General features: G+C 70.4%; 24 protein-coding genes. 13 read left to right on the top strand and 11 right to left on the bottom strand.

The window, feature by feature from the left end; all coding sequences use genetic code 11:
* The first annotated feature begins 1 nt into the window (after position 1).
* Positions 2-823 (top strand): HAD-IIA family hydrolase, encoded by an 822-nt coding sequence (locus tag VGN50_RS08420; RefSeq protein WP_327444297.1) that lies wholly within the window; start codon positions 2-4, stop codon positions 821-823.
* Here the strand turns inward: VGN50_RS08420 and metF are convergent.
* Entirely contained in the window at positions 779-1,678 is a 900-nt protein-coding gene (gene metF, locus VGN50_RS08415) for a methylenetetrahydrofolate reductase [NAD(P)H] (protein ID WP_327444296.1), read from the bottom strand. The two genes, VGN50_RS08420 and metF, sit on opposite strands and share 45 nt — an antisense overlap.
* A 176-nt stretch (positions 1,679-1,854) precedes the next feature.
* On the opposite strand from metF, the gene VGN50_RS08410 reads away from it, so the two are divergent.
* Positions 1,855-2,940 (top strand): polyprenyl synthetase family protein, encoded by a 1,086-nt coding sequence (locus tag VGN50_RS08410; RefSeq protein ID WP_327444295.1) that lies wholly within the window; start codon positions 1,855-1,857, stop codon positions 2,938-2,940.
* Positions 2,941-2,969: 29 nt separating this feature from the next.
* Here VGN50_RS08410 and VGN50_RS08405 read toward each other — a convergent pair whose 3' ends face one another.
* Positions 2,970-3,410, bottom strand: a complete 441-nt coding sequence (locus tag VGN50_RS08405) for an Rv2175c family DNA-binding protein (protein ID WP_327444294.1) — start codon at positions 3,408-3,410, stop codon at positions 2,970-2,972.
* A 179-nt stretch (positions 3,411-3,589) separates the two neighbouring features.
* On the opposite strand from VGN50_RS08405, the gene VGN50_RS08400 reads away from it, so the two are divergent.
* From VGN50_RS08400 to VGN50_RS08390, 3 genes are all read left to right on the top strand, one after another.
* Positions 3,590-4,963 carry a LysM peptidoglycan-binding domain-containing protein gene (locus tag VGN50_RS08400; RefSeq protein WP_327444293.1) on the top strand — a complete coding sequence of 458 codons (1,374 nt, stop codon included), beginning with the start codon at positions 3,590-3,592 and terminating at the stop codon, positions 4,961-4,963.
* A 92-nt stretch (positions 4,964-5,055) separates the two neighbouring features.
* Positions 5,056-6,945 (top strand): Stk1 family PASTA domain-containing Ser/Thr kinase, encoded by a 1,890-nt coding sequence (gene pknB, locus VGN50_RS08395; protein WP_327444292.1) that lies wholly within the window; start codon positions 5,056-5,058, stop codon positions 6,943-6,945.
* Between the two features lie 12 nt (positions 6,946-6,957).
* Complete coding sequence (locus VGN50_RS08390) at positions 6,958-7,872, top strand: DMT family transporter (RefSeq protein ID WP_327444290.1); 915 nt, start codon at positions 6,958-6,960, stop codon at positions 7,870-7,872.
* On the opposite strand, the gene VGN50_RS08385 is transcribed toward VGN50_RS08390, so the two are convergent.
* Together VGN50_RS08385 and VGN50_RS08380 are read right to left on the bottom strand one after the other, a co-directional pair.
* Complete coding sequence (locus VGN50_RS08385) at positions 7,860-8,936, bottom strand: GntG family PLP-dependent aldolase (protein ID WP_327444289.1); 1,077 nt, start codon at positions 8,934-8,936, stop codon at positions 7,860-7,862. The two genes, VGN50_RS08390 and VGN50_RS08385, sit on opposite strands and share 13 nt — an antisense overlap.
* A gap of 14 nt (positions 8,937-8,950) precedes the next feature.
* A complete protein-coding gene (locus tag VGN50_RS08380; protein ID WP_327444338.1) occupies positions 8,951-10,357 on the bottom strand; it encodes a class II 3-deoxy-7-phosphoheptulonate synthase in 1,407 nt (468 codons plus the stop codon).
* A gap of 466 nt (positions 10,358-10,823) precedes the next feature.
* On the opposite strand from VGN50_RS08380, the gene VGN50_RS08375 reads away from it, so the two are divergent.
* Genes VGN50_RS08375 through VGN50_RS08355 form a run of 5 tightly spaced genes read left to right on the top strand, consistent with a single transcriptional unit; the run spans position 10,824 to position 19,380 of the window.
* Entirely contained in the window at positions 10,824-11,381 is a 558-nt protein-coding gene (locus VGN50_RS08375; protein WP_327444288.1) for a hypothetical protein, read from the top strand.
* On the top strand, positions 11,381-11,893 hold the full coding sequence (locus VGN50_RS08370) for a hypothetical protein (protein ID WP_327444287.1): 513 nt from the start codon (positions 11,381-11,383) through the stop codon (positions 11,891-11,893). Before VGN50_RS08375 ends, VGN50_RS08370 begins: the two co-directional genes overlap by 1 nt.
* Before the next feature lie 26 nt (positions 11,894-11,919).
* Positions 11,920-13,980 (top strand): hypothetical protein, encoded by a 2,061-nt coding sequence (locus VGN50_RS08365; protein WP_327444286.1) that lies wholly within the window; start codon positions 11,920-11,922, stop codon positions 13,978-13,980.
* Between the two features lie 14 nt (positions 13,981-13,994).
* The gene (locus VGN50_RS08360) at positions 13,995-16,160 is read left to right on the top strand and encodes a hypothetical protein (RefSeq protein WP_327444285.1); all 2,166 of its coding nucleotides are present in this window, start codon (positions 13,995-13,997) and stop codon (positions 16,158-16,160) included.
* Between the two features lie 19 nt (positions 16,161-16,179).
* Positions 16,180-19,380, top strand: a complete 3,201-nt coding sequence (locus tag VGN50_RS08355; RefSeq protein ID WP_327444284.1) for a patatin-like protein — start codon at positions 16,180-16,182, stop codon at positions 19,378-19,380.
* Positions 19,381-19,401: 21 nt separating this feature from the next.
* Here the strand turns inward: VGN50_RS08355 and VGN50_RS08350 are convergent, their stop codons facing one another.
* The gene (locus VGN50_RS08350) at positions 19,402-20,307 is read right to left on the bottom strand and encodes a lysophospholipid acyltransferase family protein (protein ID WP_327444283.1); all 906 of its coding nucleotides are present in this window, start codon (positions 20,305-20,307) and stop codon (positions 19,402-19,404) included.
* 118 nt (positions 20,308-20,425) lie between these two features.
* On the opposite strand from VGN50_RS08350, the gene VGN50_RS08345 reads away from it, so the two are divergent.
* Both VGN50_RS08345 and VGN50_RS08340 read left to right on the top strand, forming a co-directional pair.
* Positions 20,426-21,169 (top strand): alpha/beta hydrolase, encoded by a 744-nt coding sequence (locus tag VGN50_RS08345; RefSeq protein WP_327444282.1) that lies wholly within the window; start codon positions 20,426-20,428, stop codon positions 21,167-21,169.
* Positions 21,170-21,206: 37 nt separating this feature from the next.
* On the top strand, positions 21,207-21,743 hold the full coding sequence (locus VGN50_RS08340; RefSeq protein ID WP_327444281.1) for a hypothetical protein: 537 nt from the start codon (positions 21,207-21,209) through the stop codon (positions 21,741-21,743).
* On the opposite strand, the gene VGN50_RS08335 is transcribed toward VGN50_RS08340, so the two are convergent.
* The 6 genes from VGN50_RS08335 to VGN50_RS08310 are packed head-to-tail and all read right to left on the bottom strand — an operon-like array spanning position 21,740 to position 26,575.
* Positions 21,740-22,420, bottom strand: coding sequence for an endonuclease/exonuclease/phosphatase family protein (locus tag VGN50_RS08335; RefSeq protein ID WP_327444280.1), 681 nt, complete (start codon positions 22,418-22,420; stop codon positions 21,740-21,742). The two genes, VGN50_RS08340 and VGN50_RS08335, sit on opposite strands and share 4 nt — an antisense overlap.
* Positions 22,417-23,409, bottom strand: a complete 993-nt coding sequence (locus tag VGN50_RS08330; protein ID WP_327444279.1) for an ROK family glucokinase — start codon at positions 23,407-23,409, stop codon at positions 22,417-22,419. The genes VGN50_RS08335 and VGN50_RS08330 overlap by 4 nt, the downstream gene beginning before the upstream one ends.
* On the bottom strand, positions 23,406-24,362 hold the full coding sequence (locus VGN50_RS08325; RefSeq protein ID WP_327444278.1) for an ROK family glucokinase: 957 nt from the start codon (positions 24,360-24,362) through the stop codon (positions 23,406-23,408). The genes VGN50_RS08330 and VGN50_RS08325 overlap by 4 nt, the downstream gene beginning before the upstream one ends.
* Positions 24,359-24,895, bottom strand: a complete 537-nt coding sequence (locus tag VGN50_RS08320) for a hypothetical protein (RefSeq protein ID WP_327444277.1) — start codon at positions 24,893-24,895, stop codon at positions 24,359-24,361. Before VGN50_RS08320 ends, VGN50_RS08325 begins: the two co-directional genes overlap by 4 nt.
* Positions 24,888-26,117: an ArsA family ATPase gene (locus VGN50_RS08315; RefSeq protein WP_327444276.1), complete on the bottom strand. Its 1,230-nt coding sequence runs from the start codon at positions 26,115-26,117 to the stop codon at positions 24,888-24,890. The genes VGN50_RS08320 and VGN50_RS08315 overlap by 8 nt, the downstream gene beginning before the upstream one ends.
* A 26-nt stretch (positions 26,118-26,143) precedes the next feature.
* Positions 26,144-26,575 (bottom strand): SRPBCC family protein, encoded by a 432-nt coding sequence (locus VGN50_RS08310; RefSeq protein ID WP_327444275.1) that lies wholly within the window; start codon positions 26,573-26,575, stop codon positions 26,144-26,146.
* 77 nt (positions 26,576-26,652) lie between these two features.
* Between VGN50_RS08310 and VGN50_RS08305 the strand changes: the two genes are divergently transcribed.
* The coding region (locus VGN50_RS08305; protein ID WP_327444274.1) for an AMP-binding protein at positions 26,653-26,998 on the top strand (346 nt) is incomplete at its 3' end.

Raw genomic sequence — 26,998 nt, 5'->3', positions numbered from 1 at the left:
CATGACTCACACCAAGCCGGTCGAGTGCTGGCTGACCGACATGGACGGCGTCCTCGTCCACGAAGAGGCCGCGATCGCGGGAGCCGCGGACTTCATCGCGGCCCTGGTCGACCACGGCCGACCGTTCCTGGTCCTGACCAACAACTCCATCTTCACCCCTCGGGACCTGCGCGCCAGGCTGCTCACGAGCGGCATCGACGTCCCCGAGGAGGCGTTGTGGACCTCGGCTCTCGCCACGGCCCAGTTCCTGGACGACCAGCGCCCCAGAGGCAGCGCCTTCGTCGTCGGCGAAGCAGGGTTGACGACGGCGCTCTACGAGGTCGGCTACACGATGACCGAGCGCTCGCCCGACTATGTCGTGCTCGGCGAAACCCGGACCTACTCGTTCGAGGCGATCACCAAAGCGATCCGTCTGATCGAGGGTGGTGCGCGGTTCATCGCCACGAACCCAGACGTCAGCGGTCCAAGCAAGCACGGCACCCTGCCGGCGACCGGTTCCGTGGCGGCCTTGATCTCCGCTGCGACCGGCCACCAGCCGTACTACATCGGCAAGCCGAACCCGCTGATGATGCGCAGTGCCCTGAACCGCCTCGACGCGCACTCGGAGTCCACCGTGATGGTCGGCGACCGCATGGACACCGATGTCATCAGCGGGCTCGAGGCCGGTCTGCGCACGATCCTGGTGCTCACCGGCTCGACCCGGCCCGACCAGGTCGCACGCTTTCCGTACCAGCCGACCCGGGTGGTCGACTCCGTCGCCGACATCGTGCCGCTGGTGTCAGACCTCAGACCGCTCGACCAGCCCAGCCCGACCCGAGGGTGAGCCTGGCTGGAGGTTGAGGCTCTGGTAGACCTCGAGGGTCGCGGTCGAGCGGTTCATGGTGATGAAGTGCAGTCCCGGCGCGCCCTCGGCCAGCATCCGCTCGGCCAGCTCGATGGCGATCTGGACGCCGACCTCGCGGGTGGCCAGGGGGTCCTGCGAGACGGCCTCGAGCCGGCGCAGCACCGCCTCGGGCAGCGGGGTACCCATGAGCTGGGACATCCGGGCGACCTGCTTGAAGTTCGTCACCGGCATCAGGCCGGGAGTGATGGGCAGGTCACGCCGGGCGGCCACAGCGTCGCGCAGCCGCAGGTAGGTATCGGCGTCGAAGACCATCTGGGTGATCGCGAAGCTCGCCCCGGCGTCGGCCTTGCGGACGAGCACCTCGACGTCGTCCTCGAAGCCACCGGACTCCGGGTGGACGTCGGGAAAGGCCGCCACCCCGACGGTGAACTCCCCCAGGCCCCGCACCAGCCGCACGAGATCCTCGGCATGGTCGAGGCCTTCCGGGTGAGCGACCCACGCGCCGCCGACGTTGCCCGGCGGGTCCCCGCGCAGGGCCAGGACGTTGCGCACGCCGGACGCGGCATACAGCCCGACCACCTGGCGCAGCGCCGCCACGGACGCGCCCACACAGGTCAGGTGGGCCAGCGGAGTGAGGGTCGTCTCTCGGGCGATCCGCTCGGTGACGCGCACGGTGCGGTCCTGGCTCGTGCCACCGGCGCCGTAGGTCACCGAGACGAAGTCGGGCCGCAGTGACTCCAGCCGGCGGATGGCGTCCCAGAGGACTGCCTCACCGGCGTCGTCCTTGGGCGGGAAGAACTCGAAGCTGATCGAGGGGCTGGGTGCCGACAGCATGCCGGGAATGGAGCGGGTGAGCCGCTCCGGCCGCGCAAGTCTCGAAGGTTGACCCAGTGCCATGGCAGTGACACTAGCCGAGCACGGACACCGTAGGCTCAAGACGGCACCCGGTGAGACGACCCATGCGACGCCGGTCGCTGCGCCGGCCTGAGACCTTGTTGGAGGAGCCTGTGGTGGACAGCCCGCTCGACGCCGCGCAGCTGCGCGAGCGCGTCCAGCGCTGTGTCGACGAGTTCCTCGAGCGTCAGTCGCATGTCCTCGGCGAGGTCGGACCCGACGCCCAAGAGCTGCTCGGGGCGGTCGCCAGCCTCCTGACGGGGGGCAAGCGACTGCGCGCCGCCTTCCTCTACTGGGGCTACCGCGCCACCGGCCAGCCCGACTCCGACGCACTGGTGCGCGTGGCGACGGCGATGGAGTTCTTCCAGGCGGCGGCCCTGATCCATGACGACGTCATGGACGACAGCGACACGCGCAGAGGTATGCCGGCCGCGCACCGCTCGATCGCCGCTCGCCACGAGCGCGAGGCGTGGGCCGGCGACGCGGGGCGGTTCGGCATTGCCGGTGCGATCCTGGCCGGCAACCTGTGCCTCAACTGGACAGAGGAGCTGTACTCGACCTCGGGCCTCGAGCCGGAACACCTCACCCGAGGCCGCGCGGTCTTCGACCTCATGCGCACCCAGCTGATGGGCGGCCAGTTCCTCGACGTCGTCGAGTCCGCCCGCTCGTGGGACGGCGTGCCGAACAGCCAGCGGATCGAGCGCGCCCAGCGAGTGATCCGTTTCAAGAGCGCCAAGTACACGGTCGAGCATCCGCTGCTCGTGGGCGCCACGGCCGGTGGTGCCCACCCGGACGACCTGGAGGCCCTGTCCCGCTATGGGCTCGACCTCGGGCACGCCTTCCAGCTGCGCGACGACCTGCTCGGCGTGTTCGGCGACCCCGCGGCCACCGGCAAGCCGGCCGGCGACGACCTGCGCGAGGGCAAGCGCACGGTCCTCATCGCCCACGCGCTCGCCGGCACGGACGATGCGGGCCGCGCGACGGTCGACCGGCTTCTCGGCGAGGCGAGCCTGGGCGAGTCCGACATCGACGGGCTGCGCTCGCTCATCGCAGACAGCGGAGCCGTGGATGCGGTCGAGGCCGAGATCACCCGGCTCGCAGGGACAGCGCGGATGGCGCTCAAGTCGACCACGGGCCTGACCGCGCAGGGACTGGACGTGCTCGACGCTCTCATCGACAGCTCGACGGCCCGCGCGTACTGACCCGGGAGCACTGCGCCGCGCTCCAGCGGCTACCAGGCCGTCTCCATGGCGCGGCGACGCACCTCCGTCTTGAAGCCGGCGCCCAACGCCTCGACCGGCGAACCGCCCGCGGGCAGCGTGTGATCAGCGGTGAACAGCCACCGCAGCAGCTCCTCGTCGTTCATCCCACCGTCGGTCAGCACGGTGAAGGTGCCCGGCAGATGGGGCAGGACCGCCTCATCGAGGAACCGTTCGGGCACGGACACCACGCGCCGCTGCCCCACCCGCCACGCGACGAGCTGGCGGTCCTCGATCATGCGCCGGACAGCGGCCAGCGAGACGCCCAGGCGCTCGGCGACATCCGGAACGGTGAGCCACGACCCCACCAGCTGCTCGAGGGTGGGTGCCGTGGTCTCAGGGTCGGTGGCATCAGGCTCGGGGGCCTCGGGATGGGTCGGACGAGAGAGGCCGTCGGCAGGAGTGTCAGTCACCTGACCCAGCCTGCCAGCCAACGCACGCAAAGCAAATTACATAGATGTAAGTCGATATGACCATGCCCGAAATGGTGTACCTTCACACGAGTCACAGGCGCCCCATGGCTCACTCGAGTACCTGACTGCCTCCGTCACGACCCGCACTCACGACGTGGAACACCCGAAAGGTAGCCCCGATGTCTCCGGTGATCGCGCCCGCAGCGCTCCCTCCCGTCGCGACCGTCCAGCTGCGCGCCGTCCACGCCACAGTCCGGCAGGCCAAGCCGGCCCCGTACGGTTGGGTCGTCTACTCGGTCCGTGGCGGCGACACACTCGACGGCATCGCCGCCCGGACCGCCACCGCGCCCGGCGCCATCGCCAGCCGCAACCACCTCAGGGACGGCGGTAGTCTCCTGGCCATCGGCCAGCGGCTGTGGGTTCCCAAGACGGCCGCTCAGGCTCGCGCGGAGGCAGCCCGGGCCAAGGCGGTCTCCGCAGCACGGGCCGCCGCGCGGGCCGCAGAGGTCCGACGTGCCACCTACGTCGTGCGTGCAGGTGACACCCTGAGCGGGATCGCCGCGAGCAGGCACGTGACCCTGGCCGCCCTGCTCAAGGCCAACCGGCTCTCGATGCGCTCGGTGCTCCATATCGGCCAGAAGGTCATGATCCCGGGGGCGGCCAGGGCCGCCAGGCACTCCGCCCGCCCCGCGCCACGGCGCGCAGCGCGGCCTGCCGCGACGACCACCACCTACCGGGTGCGCAGTGGCGACACGCTGAGCGCCATCGCCGCCCGCACGAAGACCCCGCTGGCCAGCCTCTACTCATGGAACCGGCTCTCGCCTCGCAGCGTCATCCACCCCGGGCAGACCCTCAAGGTTCATGGCACCCCGCCACGAGCCACCGCGCGCGCTCACGCCGCGCCGTCGACGACGGCATACAGCGTGCGGTCCGGCGACACGCTCAGTGGCATCGCCGCGCACTACGGCCTCACCCTCGCTGCGCTGCTCAAGGCCAACAGGCTCCCGCATGGCTCCATGCTGCAGGTGGGCCAGAAGATCCGGATCCCCGCGACCGCCAAGCTCGAGCAGACCGGCCCGAACAGCTTCGCCGGACGCACCTACCCCTCAGGCGTCGTCGACGCCGCCACGGCCCATCGCAGGCTGCTGGCCGAGCGCCGCGTGCCGAGTCGTAGCGAGACGCGAGCAATGATCGTCGCCATCGCCCGCAGCCACGGCCTCGACCCGCGCCTGGCGTTGGCGATCGGCTGGCAGGAGTCAGGCTGGAACCAGCGCGAGGTCTCGGTCGCCGACGCGATCGGCGTCATGCAGGTCATCCCGTCATCGGGCAGCTGGGCCTCGGACATGGCCGGGCGCCACCTCGACCTGCTGGACACCCGAGACAACATCACGGCGGGCGTGGTCATCCTGCGCAGCCTGACCCGCTCGACGCCGGACCTGCGCAAGGCGATCGGCGGGTACTACCAGGGCCTGGCGTCAGTCGAGGCGAACGGGATGTATTCCGACACCAAGGCCTACGTGGCCTCCGTCCTGACCCACCGGGCCCGGCTCTAAGCCCCGTCGGGCGGCCGGCCTGAGCTCGCACCAGCCGTCCCGGCCGGGCCCGCCTGCGCGGTTTGACCCCTGACACCTCCTACACTTTGCAGGTGTCTTCCGGTGTGACCGAGTCCTTGCTGGGCCGTGTGGTCGACGGGCGCTACCGCGTCCTGTCGCACATCGCCGACGGCGGGATGGCCTCGGTCTACCTGGCCCTCGACACCCGTCTGGACCGCGACATCGCCCTCAAGGTGCTGCGCCGCGACCTGGCTCAGGACACGGCCTTCGCGAGCCGGTTCCGGCGCGAGGCCCGGTCCGCGGCACGGTTGTCCCACCCCAACGTCGTCTCCGTCTTCGACCAGGGCGAGGATGACGGCCACATGTTCCTGGCCATGGAGTACGTCCCGGGCCAGACGCTCCGAGAGGTGATGCGCGCCGAGGGGCCTCTCACCCCGCGAGCCGCGCTCGACATCATGGCTCCCGTGCTCCAGGCACTGGGTGCCGCTCATCGAGCCGGCCTCATCCATCGCGACGTCAAGCCCGAGAACATCATCCTGCGCGAGGACGACGGCACCGTGAAGGTCGCTGACTTCGGGCTCGCTCGCGCAGTGAGCACGCAGACCACCACCTCCCAGACCGGCGTGCTCCTCGGCACCGTGGCCTACCTGTCCCCCGAGCAGGTCGAGCGAGGGATCGCCGACGCCCGCAGCGACGTCTATGCCGCCGGACTGATCCTTTTCGAGATGCTCACCGGCACCAAGGCCTTCACCGGCGACACGCCCATCCACATCGCCTACCAGCACGTCCACGGCTCGGTCCCGGCCCCGTCCTCGCGGGTCAGCTCCGTGCCACCGGAGCTCGACGCCCTCGTCGCACTGGCCACTGCTCGCGACCCCGACCAGCGCCCCAGCGACGCGGCGGACTTCCTCACCGAGGTCCTGCGCTCGCGGGCCATGCTGACCCTCACCGAGCTCGACCGGCGACCAGAGGGTACCCGCGCCGAGGCGGCAGGCGTGAGCACCGTCGCGGTCGAGCGGACCAGCGCTCTGCCCCTGGCCGAACCCCGAGACACCGACGAGGTCCCGTATGCCAGTGAGGCTCGGCACCGAGCGCCGGCAGGCGCCCCGTGGCGCTGGGCAGCCGCCGCCCTGGGCGTCGTGCTCCTCGGGGGTCTGGTGGCCTGGTGGTTCCTCGCCGGACCCGGCTCCCCCACCGTGGTCCCGCAGACCACCCGCCTGACCTATGCGCGGGCCCTGGCTCGGCTCGAGCAGGCCCACCTGGGCGCAGAGCGCATCGACAGCTTCGACGAGACAGTCCCCAAGGGGGTCGTCATGTCGACCGACCCCGGCGCCGGGACCAAGGTGGGCCGTGGCACCGACGTCAAGGTCACCGTCTCCAAGGGCCCCGAGCGCTACGCCGTCCCCACGGTTCTCAACAAGTCACAGGCGGAAGCCACCGATGAGATCACGGCTGCCAAGCTCACCGTCGGCAAGGTCAGCCAGGCCTTCAGCGACACCGTGACCCAGGGCCTGGTGATCTCGGTCGATCCCGCGCCAGGCACGCAGCTCAAGCGGGGTGCGCCCGTCGATATGGTCGTCAGCGAGGGCCGCCAGCCGATCCCGGTCACCGACTTCACCGGGCAGCCCGCCGCTCAGGCGGTCGACACCCTCACCAAGGCCGGTCTCCTGGTTGACGCCACCCAGCAGGAGAACAGCGACACCGTCCCCAAGGGCAACGTCATCCGACAGTCCCCGTCGGGCGGAACGCTCTTCAAGGGTGGGCAGGTCACCCTCGTGGTGTCCAAGGGCCCGGTGATGGTCACGGTGCCCAACGTCGAGGGCAGCCAGGAGGCTGACGCCACCAAGGTCCTGACCGCTGCGGGGTTCAAGGTGAGCGTGCAGCGGTTCATGGGCGGCATCTTCGGGACGGTCCGTAGCCAGGACCCCCCGGCGGGCTCTCAGCAGCCCAAGGGATCGACCATCACGCTGGTCGTGGTCTGAACCGTCGTCTCCGTGCGTTCGTCCATCGCCACGCCGCGGCTGGCTACCATGCTGCTGGTCTCCGTCACTGCGGTCTGGGGCTCGACGTTCTTCCTCATCCACGACCTGGTGGCCCATGTGCCGTCGGCCGACTTCCTGGCGGTGCGGTTCGGGATCGCGGCCGTCGTCATGGCAGCGGTCTTCCGGCGGCAGACGCTCGCCCTGACCCGGCGCCAGGTCCTCGTCGGTGTGGCACTCGGAGCGCTCTACGGGCTCGCCCAGCTGCTCCAGACGATCGGCCTGGAGCACACCGACGCATCCGTGTCCGGGTTCGTGACGGGCACCTACGTCGTCCTGACCCCGGTGCTCGGGGCCGTGCTGTTGCGTGACCGCCTGCCGCTGTCGACCTGGCTGGCCGTTGCGTTGGCGACCGCCGGCCTGGCCGTGCTGTCCCTGCGAGGGCTGTCGGTGGGGGTCGGCGAGGCCCTGACGCTGGCCGCCGCGGCGCTCTACGCCCTGCACATCATCGGGCTGGGCCGATACTCGACGGCGGGCTCGGCCACCGGACTGGCGACTGTGCAGGCTTTCGTCATCACCGCCATCACCGGGGTCGCCGCGATTCCGGGTGGGATCACGCTGCCCAGCACCGGCGGTCAGTGGGCCTCCCTGCTGTACATGGCCCTGGTCGCCGGAGCGGTGGCGCTCTGGGCGCAGACCTGGGCCCAGTCGCACCTGCCTGCCACCCGGGCAGCCATCGTCATGACCATGGAGCCCGTCTTCGCGGCGTTCTTCGCCGTGCTGTTCGGCGGCGAGCCACTGACCGCCCGCATGGTCGTGGGCGGCGCCCTGGTGCTCGCCGCGATGTACGTCGTCGAGCTGCTCGGACGCCGCTCAGGCGCCTCGGCCGAACAGGATCCGCCGGCCGAGCTGCTCCATCACGAAGTCTGAGGACCCTTCTCCAGCAAGGGAACCAGCACCTCGGTCGCCCGGTCCGTGCCGGCGTCGTCCACGTCGAGGTGCCAGACCAGGCGCACGGCAGTCGGGCTCACGGCATACAGGCGTATGCCGTGGCGCCCGGCCTCCGTCACGAAGGCACCCGAGGTCCATCCGGCCCTCGCGACGTCGAGGATGACGATGTTGGTCTGGACCCGCGCAGGGTCGACGGAGCCGGGCGCGGCCACCGCCGCGGCACCGGCGAACCGGTGCGCCCGGGCGTGGTCGTCCGCGAGCCGTTCGACGTGGTGGTCCAACGCATAGAGGCCGGCCGCGGCGAGGATGCCGATCTGGCGCATGCCGCCGCCAAAACGCTTGCGCCAGATGCGCGCCTGCGCCATGAGGTCGTGGGACCCGGCGATGACGGAGCCCACTGGCGCGCCCAGGCCCTTGGACAGGCACACGCTCACGGTGTCGAAGAGCCGACCGTAGGTGTCCAGCGGCACCCCTGTGGCGACATGGGCGTTCCAGAGCCGAGCACCGTCGAGGTGCATCGCGACCCGGTGCGGCTGGGTGCCCGCGCGCAGCTGCTGGATCTGGTCGAGGGGCTGGACGGTGCCGCCCCCGAAGTTGTGGGTGTTCTCGACCACCACCAGCCGGGTGTTGACCTGGTAGGCACCGCCGTCAGGGATCATCAGAGCAAGCGGCTGGGCAGCGTCGAGCAGACCGTGGTCGGCGACCCACGACCGGGCCGACAGGCCCGACAGCACTGCCGCGGCCCCCATCTCGGCGCGCAGCACATGCGCCAGGGAGTCGGCGACGAGCTCCTCGCCGGGACCGACATGCAGCCGCAGGCACAGCTGGTTGGCCATCGAGCCGGTGGGGGTGAACAAGGCGTCCTCGTGGCCGAGCAGGCTGGCGACGCGCTCCTCGAGCTCGCGGACGGTGGGGTCCTCGCCGAACACGTCATCGCCGACGGGCGCCCGAACCATGGCGTCGCGCATGGCCTGGGTCGGCTTGGTGACGGTGTCGGACAACAGGTCGACGGCAGGGGGCAGGGCAGCCGGGCTCGCGCTCATCGCTCGGGTCGCCCTCAGTCCTTGGCCAGCATCTCGGCGACGAGGAAGGCGAGCTCGAGACTCTGCTGGTGGTTGAGCCGCGGGTCGCACACCGTCTCGTAGCGCTTGTTGAGGTCGGCGTCGAGGATCTTCTCGGCACCACCGATGCACTCGGTGACGTCGTTGCCGGTCAGCTCGACGTGGATGCCTCCCGGCACCGTGCCGAGGCCCTGATGCACCTCGAAGAACCCGCGCACCTCCTCGACGACGTCCTCGAAGTCACGCGTCTTGTAGCCGCTGGCCGACTCGAAGGTGTTGCCGTGCATCGGGTCGCAGATCCAGGTCACCTGGGCCCCGGAGGCGGTGATCTTGTCGACCAGCGTCGGCAGCGCGTCACGCACTGTCTTGGCGCCCATCCGGGTGATGAAGGTCAGCCGGCCGGGCTCGCGGTCCGGGTCGACCTTCTCGATGAGGCGGAGCACGTCGTCGACGTCGGCCTTCGCGGAGAGCTTGATGCCGATCGGGTTGCGGACCCTGGACACGAAGTCGACGTGGGCGCCGTCAAGGTCGCGGGTGCGCTCGCCGACCCAGATGAAGTGCCCGCTGGTGTCGTAGAGCTGACCCGTGCGGCTGTCCACTCGCGTCAGAGGTCGCTCGTAGTCGAGCAGGAGCGCCTCGTGGGCCGAGAAGAACTCGGTCGTCTTCATCGCGTCGAAGTCCGCTCCACACGCGTGCATGAACTTCATCGCCTTGTCGATGTCCTTGGCCAGCCGCTCGTAGCGGCTGTTGGCGGCATTGGCGACGAAGCCCTTGTTCCAGTCGTGGACGTGGCGCAGGTCGGCGAAGCCACCGTGGGTAAAGGCCCTGACGAGGTTCAGGGTCGCGGTGCTCGCATGGTAGGCGCGGACCAGGCGCTGGGGGTCGGGGATGCGCGACTGCGGGGTGAACTCGAAGTCGTTGACCATGTCACCGCGGTATGCCGGCAGGGACACCCCCTCACGGGTCTCCGATCCGCTGCTGCGCGGCTTGGCGTACTGGCCGGCCATGCGGCCGACCTTGACCACGGGGACGGAGGCGCCGTAGGTCAGGACCGCCGCCATCTGAAGGATGGTCTTGACCCGGTCGCGGATGTTGTCCGCGGTCGCCGCGGCGAAGGTCTCCGCACAGTCCCCGCCCTGCAGGACGAAGGCCTCACCGCGGGCGGCGGCGGCCATGCGGGACTTCAGGACGTCACACTCGCCCGCGAACACCAGGGGGGGATATGAGGCGAGCTCGGCCACGGCACTCCCCAGACGAGCGGCGTCGGGCCACTCCGGCTGCTGGGCAGCGGGAAGGTCGGCGCCGGCGGCCAGGCCGGCGAGGGCGTCATGGTGCGCGGTACTCACCGCACAAGGATAGGTGTCGCTCGCGGTGGCCGGGCATGCGGCTCGGATGACGGTCATCCGGCGGTGAGACACGGCGACGCCCCGCGTCGGCAACGGGGTGGACGCCATAGACGACGTATGGTGCGCATCAGGCGCGAACGGTCGTGAGACGCTCTCGGTCTCACCCGTCACATCCCTAGTGCCACAAGAAAGTTCGTCCCCAGGCAAATGGGCGAATAGCTGAGATTCTCTGGCGGAGCGCTACGTACCGGAGTAGCGTCAACGCCAACCACTCGAGGTGGTCGACACGGGCTTCGTGTTCGCTCGAGTGGCGGGAAAGACGGGGTTCAGGCCAGGTCGGCGCAGGGACGATCCAAGCCATCAGACTCGCCTCGGCACGCGGTTCAGATTCCCAGGTGCCGGGGCGGTCATCACAACTTGGACGCGCAGCGATACCGGGGACGGCTGGCGGGCGGTTCCACCGACGTGCCATCACGGGGCTGTCGCTGCGCGCGTTGTCTTGCATCAATCCAGGAGATGCGGCATGAGCATGAACGACGGAGTGGATCCGAGCACGGACACCAGCGGTGGGGACACCAGCGGCGGCGACACCAGCGGTGGCGGTAGTGGGGACACCAGCGGCGGCGACACCAGCGGTGGCGGTAGTGGCGACACCAGCGGGGGTAGCAGCGACACCAGCGGTGGCAGTGGCGACACCAGCGGGGGTAGCAGCGACACCAGCGGTGGCAGCGGTGGCAGCGGCGACACCAGCAGTGGCGACACCAGCGGCGGCAGTAGCGACACCAGCGGCGGCAGCGGCGACACCAGCGGCGGTAGCAGCGACACCAGCGGCGGCAGTGGCGACACCAGCGGCGGCAGTGGCGACACCAGCGGTGGCAGCGGTGGCAGCGGCCAAGCGAGTGGTGGCCAAGCGAGCACGGGTGGCACCGGCGGTGGGACCCAGGGTGCCGACCACGCAGACGCCCAGGTGCGCAGCAACCCGAAGCTGGACACGTCCCAGGCCAGCGTCGGCACGCTCCCGAGCGACCCCCAAGTCGCCATGGCCGAATATCCCAAGGACTTCGGGACGGCGGTGGCGTGATGACTGACCTCAAGGACATCGTCAACGCGACGACAGGCGTCATCGAGATCCTCAAGTCCAACGAGACCGAGTCCATGCCGAGCCTCGCCAGCGCGCTTCCGCGCGGCATCGACCCGCTCAGCACGGATCCCACCTGGTCCAACACCCCGCAGGTGATGAAGCTCAAGCTGGTCTACCCACCGAGGGTCAGGATTCCCGTCATCACCGAGGACGACGATATGACCCTCGGCGTGCGGTGGAACTACAACGGGCAGGTCGGTGGCCACGGCCGCTTCATCAAGGACCTCGAGGCCTTCGTCATTCTGGGTCACACCAGCGTCACCGTCCGGTATGACGTGCTGGTCAAGTTCTCCGAGACAGGCACACCGATCGGCCCAGAGCCCATCGCCATGCTGACCGGGTCCCTCAACGTCCGGGTCGGCAGCTCGGTCTACGGGTCGACGTTCTCGCAGTTCTTCGGCGTCCGGGTCTTCGGCAACGGCGCCGGCGACATCACCCAGATCACGGCCTGACCCGGCGACGGCAGAAGGAGCCTTCGATGGATGACTTTGCGGCAGGGGTCGGGCCACTGTTCGGGCCCGACTTCGTCGAGGTGGTCGTCAACGACGACACCGGCGTGCAGTACTCCCTGCAGGTGTATCCCGACGCGCACAACCCCCAGCTCAAGGACGCCGGGTTGCCCATGCAGTTCTACTTCCAGCCCCAACGGGTCTACCTCGCCAAGAAGCAGGACAGCCCGGCCGACTTCGACTTCGGGATGACGGTCTTCAAGGGTCTGATGACCGGCGAGACGACGCTAGGTGTCACGGCCGCCGAGTCGACCGACGGGAGTGTGGAGACCGGCGGCGGGTTCTGCTCGTTCTCGACGACGTTCGCCATCCCCGACAGCGTCATCGCCAACGCGATCCAGAAGCTGAAGGCCGCTGACCACCCCGCGCCGGTCGACCGGCTCGCGATGTTCTTCGGCCGCGCTGCGGATGGCGCCCCCGACCCGCGTCTGGGGGTCGTCCCGATCACGGACAACTCGGTGTCGATCTTCGTGCCAGAGGTCGCCGCGGCCAGCGCGGGCACCAAGACACCCATGTACCTGCACGCCCAGACGACCGGGAAGGGCAGCATCGAGGAGCACGGGATCTCCGCGTTCCTGGTGACGTGCAACCAGCTCGCTGCCGGCGCGATCGCGGGCAGCCTGCAGGCAGGCGTGTCGCCGTTCACCGTGACCAACCAGCTCAAAGAGGCGTTCTACGTCAACGGCATCACCGCGACGGTCCACGTGGACGTCGACAAGGTCTACGACTCGTTCTCGGCGGCGGTCTCAACCGGCGGCTTCCTCGGGATCGACTCGCTGTCGGCCAGCGCGGCATACAGCAACTCGTTGGTGAGCGGTGGCATCACCACCCAGATCGACGAGAACGGCTCGGCACTGGACCCCAAGCTCAAGGACTGGGTCGAGCAGAAGGTCGAGGAGATGCGCAAGTCGGCCATGGACCTGGTCAAGGAGGAGATCTTCGACTGGGACCCCAGCAAGACCGACTCCCAGGCCAGCACGGACCGGGGCTGGTTCGGCAGCATCTTCGGCGGGTCCTCGGTGTCGATCAAGTCGGACTACCAGAAGCGCAGTATCAAGCTGGACACCTCGATCGTGCTCAACGAGACCATCTCGGTGGACCAGGCGGTGTCGGGCGACCTGAGCGACCTGATGCCGGCCGTCCAGGCGAACGTGGGCAAGTACCTGGCCATCGTCGACATCGGCAAGTGGTTCCAGAAGGTCCAGATCGCCGGGACCTGCGCAGTCAACTTCGGCGAGACCCTCGCCGACGGGACCCAGCTGAAGGACCCGCTCGTGTCGGTGCAGCTCGAAGCCGGCTACCCGGACTACAACGCGCCCGTCGGGGCCGACGGCAAGCCAAGCCTGCGGATCCTGGGTGAGGGCTTCCACTACACGATCGGCTCGGTGGACCCGAACGGTCAGGTGCAGCCGGCGATCTGGACGGCGGAGAACCCGAAGGACATCATCAACCTGTCCTGGCTGAGACTGGATGCCGATATCCCCGGATGGCCGCGGGACCAGGTCATGATCCGGCGCCGCCTCGTGTTCGACGGCAACGACCCACGCGTCAACCTGTCCACGACCGCGGCACCGGCCGGGGACGCGGGCGTGGTCGTCGAGTTCGTCGACCCGGCCTCGATGGACCACGCACCGGTGCTGACGGCGGCTCAGGTCGGCTACCTGTTCGCGCGGTTCCTGCCGAACCGGCAGCTGCCCAAGTCCAACATCACCGTCACCATCACCCCGACCATCGCGGGCGACACCTACCCACCGATCGTGGTGTCGAACACCAACCAGCGCAACGCTCTCTGGGAGGTGTTCTCCGACAAGTACGTGATGACGACCTCGTTCAGCTACACGGTCGACGTCAACATCTCGGGACCGAACTTCACCGACGACCCGGTGGCGTACTCCTCCCCCGCTCCCGTCACGGTGGCGATTCCGGCGGGGCGCATCAAGTACCTCAACCCGTTGCCGGTGGCCCTGCCGGCGCCCCCGGCCGACAAGATCGACATCATCAACGGCTACATCCGCAACACCCCGAGCTGACCGGGCCCGTCGCGATGCGGCAGATCCAGCTCAACCAGCTGATGCTCCAGCCGAACATCAGCGTCGGCCTGTCCATCCTGACCGCGACACCCGCGGCCGGGGTGGACGGCGGGGCCAGCCTTCCCCTCGAGGGGACCCGGTCCGGGTCCATCTTCGAGGACCGCTTCGACCCCGGCCTGCGTTGGTACGTACCCACCGTCAGCCTGGCACCCATGCCCGACGCCGAGTTCTCTTTCGCCGCAACACGACTCGGCGTCGGGTCAGGGGGCGACCCGTTCGACACAGTCACGCTGACCCTTGGCCTGTCGGTGTCGGAGCCCCCTGATGTCACGGCTGCCCGGACCGCCAACGCGGCCCTGGCTTTCAAGCCCGTCTCGACGGTCGACCAGCTCGACGCGACCCTGAGCGTCTCGTCGGTCGCCGCTGACGGCACCACGACCCAGTCCACCTATCCCATGTCCGTCACCGTCCTCGACACCGGGGCCAGCTCGGGCGCCACCTCTACCGAGCCGGCGAAGGCGAGCGCGACCCTGCAGGGTCCCGCCGTGATCGTCCTGTTCGAGAACCTTCGCGCCACTGGTTCGGCGACGGTCACCATCACGCAGACCTACGGCGTATGGCGCGAGGTCCGCACCGTGCCGTGGCGCTTCCCCCACCCATTCCCCGGACGCATCCCCGCCCCGGTCGACGAACGTGTCCCGGAACGCGCGCCGCAGGTCGTGGACGCCGTACCCGCAGCGACGCCGTTGGTCGCGCTGGCGGGAGTCCGAAGATCCGTGAGCGACCTGGCCGAGGTGGGTACGGTCCCCGAGCGCCTCCCCCCCGTCGACCTGCCGCCTACCACCACGTCATACGTCCAGGTCGACGACACGGACACCTCGGTCCTCGCCCTCGGCTCGGCGTTCACGACGGACACGTTCCGGCCGAGGTACACCCTCACGGACGGGGATACCACCAGACCCATCGTCGACGTCAACGACCTGCAGGACTTCCAGGTCGTCCGAAGTGAGTTCCGCGAGCTGACCTCCCTCGGCCCGGTCAGGGCCCGGTACCCCTCGATCCGTTCGCTGTACCTCGGTCAGGTCAGCGGCACCGTCATCGTGCTGCCAGCGCAGTACGCCATCGTCCGGGGTAGCACCGGTTGTGCGGCGCGGTGCCAGGCCGTCGTGGACGACTCCCCCACCACCCTGAGCGGATGCCGGTTCGAGCTGACGTTCACGATGGTCGCCAACATCGACCCGGCTGACCTGGCCCAGCTCACCACGGACCTCGCGAGCACCCCCGAAGCGCAGAGCTTCCAGCTGCACGTGGCGCTACCCTCGGGTCTCGACACCCGGACCGCCCCCACCTTCGCGGGGATCTCAGCCACCACCCCCACCGTGGTGGACGGTGTCGCCGGCGCCATGGTCGTGGGGATCGCCCTGACCGACCAGGGCCCGACCCCGGCCATCACCAACGTCAACCTGCTCCTGCACGCTCTCAGCGCCACCTCGGCCCCGGTCACGGGAGAGATCGCCGTCCGGCTCGACGACGCGTACCCCAGCGCCGTCACGACCAGCATGGTCCTGTCCCTCAGAACCACGACGGGCACCGACGACCTGTCCGTGACCATCGGGCAGCCTGACGCCAGCCACCTCTCGGTGACCAACACCGGGCCCCTCGACGAGCACCTCACGGCGCTCACCGGAATCGGCGGCGGAGCGCCCGCTCGCGAGGACCTTGACGTGGTGCTGGTCTCGGGGGCCAATGCGACCGTCGAGCTGCCGTCCGGCCAGCCCAACGGCATCGTGCACAGCCAGCTCGTGGTGCCTGACCCTATGCCCGCCGGACAGATCTTCTCGTTCGTCCCTCTGGACCTGCAGACGGTCTCGCAGCTGCAGCACCCGCTGGGGTTCAATGCGACGGCCATCGACTTCAGCGCCTCAGGGCTCACCCAGATCGACCTGCAGCCCGCACTGACCGGCCTGCCCGACCTCAGCGTGTCCGCGCTGACCCTGACCCCCCAGCACCGGGTCGACTCGGTCAACGTCGCCGTCCCGATCGCGGCCGCCCTCGCGGGCCTCGACGCGACCGTGGCATTGACCATCACCCACTCCGACGGGACGACGACGCAGGCCGAGGTCACCCATGACTTCCTTGACGACCCCATCCTCATCCTGACCTCCGCACAGCTCGCGTGACGCCGACGAGGAGACCCCGATGACGACGACCACGAACGGTTCACCGGCCCCCTCACCGGCCCCCTCACCGACCACCTCACCAGCCCCCCCACCCGCAGGCCAGCCCTCAGATCCGGGGCAGGGCCGATGGCCCGTCAGCCCACAGACCCAAGAGGTCCGGTTCGCGATGACGTTCACCGGCGGCGTCAGCCTCGCGATCTGGATGGGTGGGGTCGCCCGCGAGGTCGACCTGCTCATCAAGGCCAGCAACCTGCGCGACCAGACCCCATCTGCCGCCGGTGGGCCGGCTGCCCCCGACGACGGCGTACGGGAGTTCTACCACCACCTGCTCGACCTGCTCGACCAGCAGGTTCGCGTCGACATCCTGTCCGGGACCAGCGCCGGCGGGATCAACGCCGCGCTGCTGGGCCTGGCCGCAACGCGCGGCGTCGAGCTCGACCGCCTTCGTCAGCTGTGGCTGACCGCGGGGTCCTTCACCACGTTGCTCCGCGACCCCCGGATCGACGACCCACCCTCGCTGTTGAAGGGTGACGGGCACATGCTGGCGGCGCTCTCGGCCGGGATCGAGGACATCCGCAAACAGCCGGCTGCGCCCGGGACGGTCACCCTGCCGACCGACGTGTTCATCACCACGACGCTGCTCTCTCCCGAACACAGCCGGTTCACCGACGACTACGGCACCGAGCTCGAGGACCTGGACCACCACGGCCAGTTCCACTTCACCGAAACCTCCCTGCCACCTCAGGGCACCGGCGAGCCCAGCGGCGCGGCTCTCGCGCTCGCGGCGCGCAGCAGCGCCTCCTTCCCCGTGGCCTTCGAGCCGTCATACGTGCCCTTCACGGCCGCTGACGCCGACTCGAGCCATGTCGACATGAGCGACTTCGCCAACACCACCCGCTCGCACTGGGCGGCCGACGGCGGTCTGCTGGTCAACCGCCCCCTGGGCCCGATCCTCCAGACCACCTTCGACCGTCCCGCCGAGCGGCAGGTACGCCGGTGCCTGCTCTACGTCACCCCCACGACAGGCAGTCCGGCGGTCGCCGAGACAGCCTCGCTGTCCACACCGCTCGGCCTGGCGGGCGCGCTGCTCCGCGACGCGGCTGCCGTCCTCAACCAGTCGATCGCGGCGGACTTGGCCGCGATCCAGGACCACAACGACCGCGCCCAGGCCGCCTCCGACACCAGGCTGCTCATGGCTCGGCTCGGCAGCAGGCTGGCCCCCGGGCAGACCCTCGTCGATGCCGACACCTGGACGGCGTTCACCACCAAAGAGGCCACCTCCATTGCCGGACCGCTCGTGGCCGAGGTCATCCGCTTCCTCACCACGGTGCCGGACCTCCCGGCGGACTGGGCCTACACCCCAGCCCAGAACCAGGACAACGACCTGCGGATGGTGGCCAGGCGCCAGGTCGCGCACGGGTGGCCCGGCGAGCCGCCGAGCCCCGCTGAGGCTCTCGACGCTGCCGCCCGGCTGGGTCAACCCGCGTACGACGGGGCCAAGGCCATGGCCTTGCGGATGATCCGGCTCGGCTACACCCTTGCCACCACCGGCGAGCAGCGGCAGACGCTCGCGGCTCAAGGCAAGTCCGTGCACGACTCGCGTCATGCCGCCGAGCGCCCCGACCTGCGCGCGCTGGTCAAGGACCAGCTCACCCCCGCAGCGGCCGCGACCACCTCCCTGCGCGACGCCGTGGCAGCCGCCGTCGACGCCTACCTGGGGGAGCTCAACACCGGTGGCGACGCCGGGCCCGACGCCGGGTCGAACGCCAGCAGCCTGACCGACGCCTGGACGAGCCTGTCCACGGTGGTGGTCGACATCGTCAAGGTCCTCGAGCTGCTCACCCAGCCGGCGCAGCCCTTGCCACCATGGAAGCGGCCTGCGCTCGACGAGGCCCGGGCCTACCTCGACTACCTGAAGCCACCCACCGGTGCACCGGCCTCCGAGCCGGAGGCCACCACGGCCGCACTGTTGGCGCTGTACGTCTCGACCCGCGCCGTGCTGCCGGTCGTGGCGGAGGTCGAGCAGAAGGTCGAGCTCATCCAGGTCAGCGCCGACACGCGCACGCTCCTGAGCCCGGCCCGGCATACGGCCGACGACAAGCTCACCGGCACCCAGGTCCACAACTTCGGCGCCTTCTACAAGACCTCGTGGCGGGCGAACGACTGGATGTGGGGGCGGCTCGACGGCTGCGGCTGGCTGGTCCATGTGCTGCTCGACCCGCGGCGCATCCTCGCCATGCTCGAGAACGACCCAGGCGTCACGCCGGATGCGTTCCTCGCGACCTTCGTCGACCGCTTGGCGGCGCTCGTGGGTGTCGACGCCGCGGCCGTGCCCGACGAGGTGCGTGCCGAGCTGGGCTATCTCTCCGACCTCACCAGCACGGTGCCGACGAGCCTGCCCGCCGTCTCGACCTGGGTCGCCCGCTCGGCCCAGCTGCTCATCACTCAACGGGAGCTGCCCATCGTGGCCGCCTTCATGCGGGACACCAGCGAGGGTGTCCCCGCTCCGGCGGCTCGGCGGTGGCTGGCGGACTACGACAGGAAGTACGGCACCCGCGACACCCCGGCCACTGACATCTCCATGGACGACGCGCCCACGCTCCTGGACGGATTACCCGTTCCCAGCGAGACGCTCGTCCAGGAGCGCGCCAGCATGACCCCGCTCTTCATGCGCACGCTGACCCAGACCGGCGCCGTCGCCACCGCCGCGGCGACGGCCTTCCGGCAACCCCCTGCCGCCCTGCGGCCCACCTTCGCAACCGCCAGGTCGGTGACCCGGACCGCCTACCTCGCCACCAGGGCGGCCGGCGGGGTCAGGTCCACGATGGTCTGGCTCAGCGGCCTGTTGATCGCGGTCGGCATCGCGGGCATGGTGACCAACAACGTCGTCCTCGGCATCGGCGGGCTGGTCGCGACCCTGACCGGCATGCTGCTGCTCGCCATCTGCCTGGGGCCGACGGTGGTGAAGGTCGCACAGACGCTGCTCGCCCTTGCCGTCCTGCTCTTGGCCGCACTGCCCTGGCTCCCCCGCATCGGCGAGCCGTTCTTCTCGTGGCTCTCCGCCCGGGCGTCCTGGTCGGGCGTGAGCTCCGCTCGTTGGCTGTGGGTGGCGCTGCTCCTGCTGGTGCTGCTGCCCCCGGTCACGACGGTCGTCGACCTGCTCCGTAGGCGCCGCAGACAGGCGGTCACCGACCCGGCCCAGCGCTCCCCTCACCCCTAGAGCGGCGGGGTCGCAGACACGTCAGCTGGCCGCGCGCCGCCCGCGAGGCAGCTCCTCGACGGGCTCGTCCGCAGAGGGCGTCGCCGTGTCGTCCATGTCCTCGTCGATGTCGGCAGCCGCGTCGTCGACCGCATGGCGTCCCGCGGCGCGCGGAGTGTCATCCGCCGCGTCGAGTGCCTCCTCGAGCTCCTTGGCGGCGGTACCCGGCAGGGCCGCCTCCTGGAGCTCGCGAGCCTTGGTGCGGGCTGCTGCGACGATGCGGTCCTTCATGGAGGTGGCGTAGATGTCGACGTACTCCTGCCCGGACAGCAGCATGAGCTCGTACATGATCTCGTCGGTGATCGAGCGCAGGACGAACCGGTCGTCCTCCATGCCCTCGTAGCGCGAGAAGTCCAGGGGGGCGCCGATCTTGATGCCGATCCGCATCAGCTTGGGGATCTTCTTCCCCGTGGGCTGGGCCTTGTCGGTGCCGATCATCGCGACCGGCAGCACGGGCACCCCAGCCTCCAGAGCCATGCGTGCCACTCCGGTGCGGCCTCGGTACAGGCGGCCGTCGGGGCTGCGGGTGCCCTCGGGATAGATGCCGAGCAGGTCACCACGCCGCAGCACCCGAAGGCCGGAGCGCAGCGCTGCCTCGCCGGCGCGTCCGCCGGAGCGGTCCACGGGCAGCTGGCCGACGCCGCGGAAGAAGGCGGCCGTGAGCCGACCCTTGATCCCGCGGCCGGTGAAGTAGTCCGACTTCGCGAGGAAGGTCATCCGGCGTGGTACCGACAGGGGGAGGAAGATCGAGTCGGAGAAGGAGAGGTGGTTGCTGGCGAAGATCGCCGCCCCCTCGTCCGGGATGTTCTCCTCGCCCTCCACCCATGGGCGGAACAGCAGCTTGAGGATCGGGCCAAGCACGACAGTCTTGAGCACCCAGTAGAACATCGGCACACCTCCCTTGTGACGCGGTGAACTCTACGGCACTCTCGACGGACCAGCCGCCCCATGCGAGGATGCGGCCGGGCGGGCGACGCCCACTCCCTCACTTCTCGCAGGAGTCACGTTGTCCGTCATCCCCGGTGCCGAGCCCTTCTCCCATGACGGCTCACGGGTCGGTGTCCTGCTGTCGCACGGCTTCACCGGCAGCCCCAAGAGCATGCGCCCATGGGCGGAGCACCTCGCCACGGCCGGCTTCACCGTCCGCCTGCCGCGCCTGCCCGGCCACGGGACCACGTGGCAGGAGATGAACCGCACCAGGTGGGAGGACTGGTATGCCGTGCTCGACCAGGCCTTCCTCGAGCTCCACGAACGGTGCGACCAGGTGTTCGTGGGAGGCCTGTCCATGGGCGGCACCCTGGTGACCCGGCTGGCCCAGGTCCACGGTCCACAGGTCAGCGGGCTCCTGCTGGTCAACCCGGCCTACACGGTGGACGACCCACGCCTTCGGGTGCTCCCGGCCCTGCAGGCTGTGGTGCCCTCTCTCGCGGGGATCGGCAACGACATCAAGAAGCCTGGACAGGATGAGGGCTGCTACTCCCGCATCCCGCTCAAGGCTCTGCACTCGCAGACCAAGCTCTGGGGGATCGTCGCGCGGGATCTCGCCGAGGTGACCCAGCCCGTCATCGTGTGGCACTCCGCCGAGGACCACGTGGTCCCGGCCTCGAGCACGGAGCTGCTCCTCGCCCGGATCAGCAGCGCCGATGTCACCGAACATGTCCTCCACGACAGCTACCACGTGGCTACCCTCGACAACGACGCGCCGCGTATCTTTGACGAGTCGGTGCAGTTCCTCGAGCGGCTCAGCTAGTCGCCCGCCGCACGACGACGAGATCCCGAGGGGACCCATGAGCGACAAGGACGTGGACGCCCAGTTCGCCGACATCGTCGCCCATTGGGATGACGTCCCCGCTCTCCCCGACCTCGCAGCCCGCGCCGAGGCCGTGGAGGCCTCCGACAGCACCGCCGACCGCGCAGCCGACAGTGGCGCTGAGCGTGCCTCTGTCGACGACCCGCCCAAGCCGCAGCCCAGCCCCGTGAACCCCCCACCGACCGGACCCTTCGTCGTGTGGCGCGGCGCCGACCAGGCCCCGGCAGAGGACCATGCGGAGGCCGCCGAGCTCCGCGACGACCCGGACGAGCATTTCGAGCCCGGGCCCACCGCTCCCCTGCCACCCCAGGAGGACGTCCAGTTCTGGGGCATCATCGCGGGGCTCGTGGGAGGCCCGTTGCTGCTGCTGTGGCTGGTGCTGTTCCGGCCGTCGGTGAGCGGTTGGTGGACCCTGGCCGCACTCGGCCTGACGGTGGGCGGGTTCGTGCTGCTGGTGCTGCGTCAGCCGGACAGGCGTGACGAGGACGACCCCGACGACGGAGCCCGTCTCTAGCGCTCGGGCCCGAGCTCCACGTCGACCCAGACCGGTCGATGGTCGCTGGCTGCGACGATGTCCCCCTCGTCGAGCACCACCTCGTCGCCCCTGCGTGTCGTCAGTCCGGGCGAAGCGAAGATGACGTCGAGGACGGCGTTGGGGGCAGCTGCCGGAAAGGTGGGCCGGTCCGGGGAGACCAGCCGAAGCGGCCCAGCGAGGCGTTGCCAAGCCGCCCCCGACGCGCCTTCGTTGAGGTCGCCTGCCAGCACCACGCGCTCACCCTCCGCCAGCGAACCCAGGATCTGCTCGGTGTGTCGCAGCCGCTCAGCAGCGTCCAGGCTGAGGTGCACGGACGCGACCACGACGGGCAGGCGCCCTGGGACCGCGACCCGCGCGACGGCATACCCGCGGGTGCGCTGCCACGGCGCCACCCTGAGCCGCCGGTGCGACGAATACTCCACCTGCACCCGCAACGAGGTGAGGACCGTCGTGCCGCCGCTGCCGTGGTGGGCGCCGGACCACACCAGGTCACACTCGGCCGCGAAGGCGCTGACACGCCACGCCGACAGCATCCGTCGTGGCACCTCCTGGAGACACAAGACGTCGGGGTCGAGCCGGCGGATCACGCGGGCCGCTGCGTGCCGGTCCTGGGTGAGGTCCTTGAGGTTGTAGGACACGACCCGCAGCGTCGTCACGGCGTCTCGGCCGGGGCCCGTTCCACCACGTCTCGGCGGGCCAGGTCGGCAGCGCCGATCAGCCCCGCCTCGTTGCCGAGGGCGGCCCCCACGATGGCGGCCTCCGGTCGGTAGCCCCGGCCGGTGAGCTGGCGGCGGAAGGTGATGCGCGCCGGCTCGAGCAGCAGGTCGCCGGCCGCGCTCACACCACCGCCGATGACGAACAGGCCGGGGTCGAACGCGGCGGCCAGGTTCGCGATCCCGACGCCGAGCCAGTGGCCGATCTCGGTGAACAGCTCGATCGCCGTCGTGTCGCCGTCGCGCGCGGCGTCGGTGATCATCGGCCCCGTCAGGGCCAGCGGGTCGCCGTCGACGCGGGCGAGCAGGTCGGTGGCCATGGGACTGTTCGCGGTCATCAGCGAGCGCGCCTCACGGACCAGCGCGTTGCCCGAGGCGTACTGCTCCCAACAGCCCTTGTTGCCGCACTCGCAGCGCTGGCCCCCAGGCACCACCTGCATGTGGCCGAACTCGCCCGCGATACCGAAGCGCCCCCGCATGATCTGCCCGTCGAGCACCAGCGCGCCGCCGATGCCGGTGCCGAGGTTGACCATCACGACGTGGGACTGGCCCTGCGCCGCACCGAACCGCCACTCGGCCCAGGCTGCGGCATTCGCGTCGTTGTCGACCGAGATCGGGACGGGGACGCGGCGCTGGAGGTTGTGCTCCAGGGGCTCGTCGCGCCACGACAGGTGGGGGGCGAACGCCACGGTGGCCCGATCCGCCGCGACGAAGCCCGCCGCGCCGATCCCCACGGCAGCGACCTCGTCGACCGTGCCGCTCAACAGCTCGGCGACCACCTCGACGATGGTGTCCTCGACGACCGCGGGGCTCGTGGAGCGGTGGGGCGTGTCGCGCCGGGCGCGGGCGAGCACCTGACCGTCTGCGTCGACCAGGCCTCCGGCGACCTTCGTGCCGCCGATGTCGATGCCGACAGCGAGGGCCCGGCTCACCGCCCGACCCCCTCCGCCGCGAGCGCTGCGGCGCCGATCATCCCGGCGTCGTTGCCCAGGGCAGCGGGCACGATCTGCGCGACCGGGCGGTGCCCCCGCCCCGAGAGCTGGCGCCCGTATGCCGCGCGCGCCGGGCCCAGGAGCAGCTCGCCTGCAGCGATGACCCCGCCTCCGATGACGATCAGCTCTGGATCGAGCACCGCCGCCATGGAGGCAGCCCCCTCGCCCAGCCAGCGGCCGAGGTCGGCGAGCAGCTCGGCGGCGGCAGGGTCGCCGGCCTGCGCCACGGTGGTGACGTGGTGCCCCATCAGCTTGGACGGGTCGCCTCCGCACGCGTCTGAGAGGGCCACGCCGTTCAGGGCTCCGGAGCCGACCAGCTCGCGCGCCTCGCGGACCAACGCGTTGCCGGAGGCGTACACCTCCCAGCACCCCCGGTTGCCGCAGCCACAGCGGATGCCGTCCGGCACGACGCGCATGTGGCCGAGCTCTCCCGCGATGCCGTAGGCCCCGCGCATCAGCTGTGAGTCGACGACCACCCCGCCACCGATGCCAGTGCCCACGGTGACCAGCAGCATGTCGTCCGCCTCGGTGGCAGCGCCGTAGCGGAACTCACCCCAGGCGGCGGCATTGGCGTCGTTCTCGATGATGACCGGCAGGTCGAGGAGCGCCTCGAGGCGCATCTTCATGGGCTCGTCGCGCCATGCGAGGTTGGGTGCGAACAGGACGGTCGAGCCGGTGCGGTCGACGAACCCGGCACAGGCCACCCCGACCGCCCGGACGTCGTCCCGTCCTCGCCCGAGGTCCGTGACCAGGGCGGCAACGTCGCGCGCGATCTGGTCGGGGTCATGGGCCGGGGTGTCGCGCCGGGCGCAGGCCAGGATCTCACCGGTCGCGGAGACGACAGCGCCCGCGATCTTGGTGCCGCCGATGTCCACACCGATCGTCACGCTCATGAGGTCGCGCTCCCTGTCTGGGCGGGGTGAGGCTGGTCGGTGCCAGGCTGGTGCGGGTGAGGCTCGTCGGTGCGAGGCTGGTCGTCGTCCTCGATGCGGATGTCCTGCACCCGGCTGCCTCCCGAGGGGGGCTGATGCCGGGACGCGTGGGACTCGGCGTGGTGTGCGGCGAGGTCGCGTAGGGCTGTCGCGACCGCGCCGGCCAGGTCGGCCAGCCGGTCCACCGTCTCCGGGCGCACGGTGCGGAGCAGCCCGATGCCCTGGCACAGCGGGCACAGGTGGCACACCACGGCCCGGCCCGCGCCGTTCTCGGCCCCGCAGGACTCGCAGCGACCCTGAGTCGCGGTCCCCGGGCCGCGAGCATCGGCAGGTCCGTCGGCGGCATCTGCGGCGCCATCATCTCCGGCCGCATGGGCAGCCGCCCTCGCGGCATACGCGTCCTGGGCCGTGCTGGCCCACCCGCCCAGGGCCTCGAGCAGCCGCGCCGCCTCCTCTGTCACGGAGCCCACCACGGGGCCTTCCTGCTCACCCACGTGGCCACACCTCCTCGTCGGGTACGAAGCGCACCCTCAGCAGTCCGTCGCGCACGGAGGCGCCCTCGACCACGCATCGTTGCAGAGCCGCCGGCAGGGTGAGCACCCGACGGTGCTCCCCGACGGCCACGAGCAGCTCGTCGTCGCGCCGCTGCAGACCGAGGTCCGAGGCATGCGCCAGCGGCAGGGGCAGGGTCAGCCGGAAGCCGGCGTCGGTGCGTTCGACGGTCATGCCCCGGTGGGTCACCGGTGCCAGCACGTCATGGTCGGCGGGCATCGCACCGTCCTGTGCGGCGGCGAGCTCGGCCAGGGCGGTCAGACCGATCGGCTCGGACGCCAGATAGGGCGTCACCACGACGGGCAGCCCGGCGAACGACTCACGCACCTCTGCCAGACCGGTCTGCTGCGCCGTGTTCCAGGCGCTGCGCCAGGTATCCGGAGCAGCTCCGGCCACGGCGTGCGCGGCAGCGTCGGGGAACACCCGGTTCACCACCACCGCATCGACGACGAACCCGTAGAGGGACAGGGACGTCCAGGTGCGACGGGACTCGGCGATGACCACCCGCTCGGGCGTGAGCACCAGCCGAACGGAGGTCTGCTCCCCGGTGAGCAGGCGGTGCACGTCGCGCAGGCGCCGTTGCCACCCCGTGACGGCCTCGATGACAGCAGCATCGGGCAGGGGCATGCCCGATGCGGCCGCAGCGGCCGGGCGCAACGTCTTGAGCAGCCCGCGCTGGGCCGGCAGCAGCCGCTCGAGGTGCCAGGCCAGCGCCTCGGGCAGGGCCAGCAGCCGCAGCGTCTCGGCTGTCGGGGCGCAGTCCACGACGACGAGGTCCCAGCGCTCGGACTCGACCTGGGTGCTCAGCTCGAGCAGTGCTGCGATCTCCTCCGCGCCCGGCAGCCGGGTCAGCTCCTCGGCCACGACCGTGTCGATGCCGAGGGTCCCCAGCGCCGCCAGGAGGTAGTCCTGGACGACCCGCCAGGACTCACCGAGCCGCTGCGGCGAGGTGACCTGCAGCGCGCACAGGTGGTCCGCGACCTCGACCGGGGTCCCGGCAGCGGCCCCACCCAGGCGCACCGCGAGCGCGTCACCGAGCGAGTGCGCGGCATCGGTCGACATCACCAGAGTGCGCACGCCCGCTCGTGCGGCGCTCACCGCCGTGGCGGCAGCCGTGGTCGTCTTGCCGACCCCACCCTTGCCGGTGAAGAGAATGACGCGCATGGGTGAGCCGACCCGCGGGCCGAGACCTAACCCTCCACGCGCTTCTTCAGGGACTTCAGGGCGGTGTCGATGATGACCTTCTCGGCCTTGCGCTTGAGCAGGCCGATCATCGGGATGCTGACGTCGACGGCGAGCCGGTAGGTGACCTCGGTGCCGCTGCCGCTGGGCCGGAGCACGTAGGCGCCGTCCATCGACTTCAGCATCTTGCCCTCGACCAGGGTCCAGGTCACCTGCCGGTCGCCCTGCCAGGTGTAGGACAGCGTGTAGGCGTCCTTGATCGGCGTCGCCTCGAGCTCGAACCAGACCTCCTTGCCGCGACCGTCGGGCCCCGTGCGGCGCACCTCGGCCTGCTTCATCCCCTGCGCCCACTCGGGGTACGCCGGGAAGTCGGCGATCACAGCCATCACGGAGGACGCCGGCGCGTCGATGACGATGCTCGAGGTGGTCTGCTCAGCCATGCCGAGCAGGCTAGCCGACCGCGTCTCCGAGTAACGTGCTCGTGTCATCGAGCCCGGGGCCGTCGAGGAGGATCAGCGTGCGCGAGTACTCCACCGCCCAGCAGGTCAGTGTCCCGACGACCGGGAACCTCACCGACGACGTGGTGGTCAACGGCACCCAGCACCCCGCCGACGTGGTCTTCTCCCTCCGGGTCGGCAACGGCGAGGGCTGGGCCGAGGTCAGCGCCGAGGAGTTCCTCGAGGAGGTCCAGGCCGTCGCCAAGGGGCTCCTGGCCGCCGGCATCGAGGCGGGCGACCGGGTCGCGATCATCTCCCGCACACGGTACGAGTGGACTCTCCTCGACTACGCGATCTGGTTCGCGGGGGCCGTCACCGTGCCGGTCTACGAGACCGCCAGCGCCGAGCAGGTCGAGTGGATCCTCA

It is taken from the genome of Pedococcus sp. (genome assembly GCF_036000045.1).
Lineage (GTDB): Bacteria > Actinomycetota > Actinomycetes > Actinomycetales > Dermatophilaceae > Pedococcus.
This window is presented reverse-complemented; position numbering and strand designations above follow the sequence as displayed.

What these genes read in the sequence shown, in the direction of transcription:
- VGN50_RS08385 (WP_327444289.1), bottom strand. Translation starts at nt 8,936, where the DNA reads ATGAGCGCGAGCCCGGCTGCCCTGCCCCCTGCCGTCGACCTGTTGTCC.
- VGN50_RS08355 (WP_327444284.1), top strand. Translation starts at nt 16,180, where the DNA reads ATGACGACGACCACGAACGGTTCACCGGCCCCCTCACCGGCCCCCTCA.
- VGN50_RS08325 (WP_327444278.1), bottom strand. Translation starts at nt 24,362, where the DNA reads ATGAGCGTGACGATCGGTGTGGACATCGGCGGCACCAAGATCGCGGGC.
- VGN50_RS08375 (WP_327444288.1), top strand. Translation starts at nt 10,824, where the DNA reads ATGAGCATGAACGACGGAGTGGATCCGAGCACGGACACCAGCGGTGGG.
- VGN50_RS08350 (WP_327444283.1), bottom strand. Translation starts at nt 20,307, where the DNA reads ATGTTCTACTGGGTGCTCAAGACTGTCGTGCTTGGCCCGATCCTCAAG.
- VGN50_RS08365 (WP_327444286.1), top strand. Translation starts at nt 11,920, where the DNA reads ATGGATGACTTTGCGGCAGGGGTCGGGCCACTGTTCGGGCCCGACTTC.
- VGN50_RS08310 (WP_327444275.1), bottom strand. Translation starts at nt 26,575, where the DNA reads ATGGCTGAGCAGACCACCTCGAGCATCGTCATCGACGCGCCGGCGTCC.
- VGN50_RS08370 (WP_327444287.1), top strand. Translation starts at nt 11,381, where the DNA reads ATGACTGACCTCAAGGACATCGTCAACGCGACGACAGGCGTCATCGAG.
- VGN50_RS08380 (WP_327444338.1), bottom strand. Translation starts at nt 10,357, where the DNA reads ATGACCGTCATCCGAGCCGCATGCCCGGCCACCGCGAGCGACACCTAT.
- VGN50_RS08340 (WP_327444281.1), top strand. Translation starts at nt 21,207, where the DNA reads ATGAGCGACAAGGACGTGGACGCCCAGTTCGCCGACATCGTCGCCCAT.
- VGN50_RS08315 (WP_327444276.1), bottom strand. Translation starts at nt 26,117, where the DNA reads ATGCGCGTCATTCTCTTCACCGGCAAGGGTGGGGTCGGCAAGACGACC.
- VGN50_RS08400 (WP_327444293.1), top strand. Translation starts at nt 3,590, where the DNA reads ATGTCTCCGGTGATCGCGCCCGCAGCGCTCCCTCCCGTCGCGACCGTC.
- metF (WP_327444296.1), bottom strand. Translation starts at nt 1,678, where the DNA reads ATGCTGTCGGCACCCAGCCCCTCGATCAGCTTCGAGTTCTTCCCGCCC.
- VGN50_RS08420 (WP_327444297.1), top strand. Translation starts at nt 2, where the DNA reads ATGACTCACACCAAGCCGGTCGAGTGCTGGCTGACCGACATGGACGGC.
- VGN50_RS08360 (WP_327444285.1), top strand. Translation starts at nt 13,995, where the DNA reads ATGCGGCAGATCCAGCTCAACCAGCTGATGCTCCAGCCGAACATCAGC.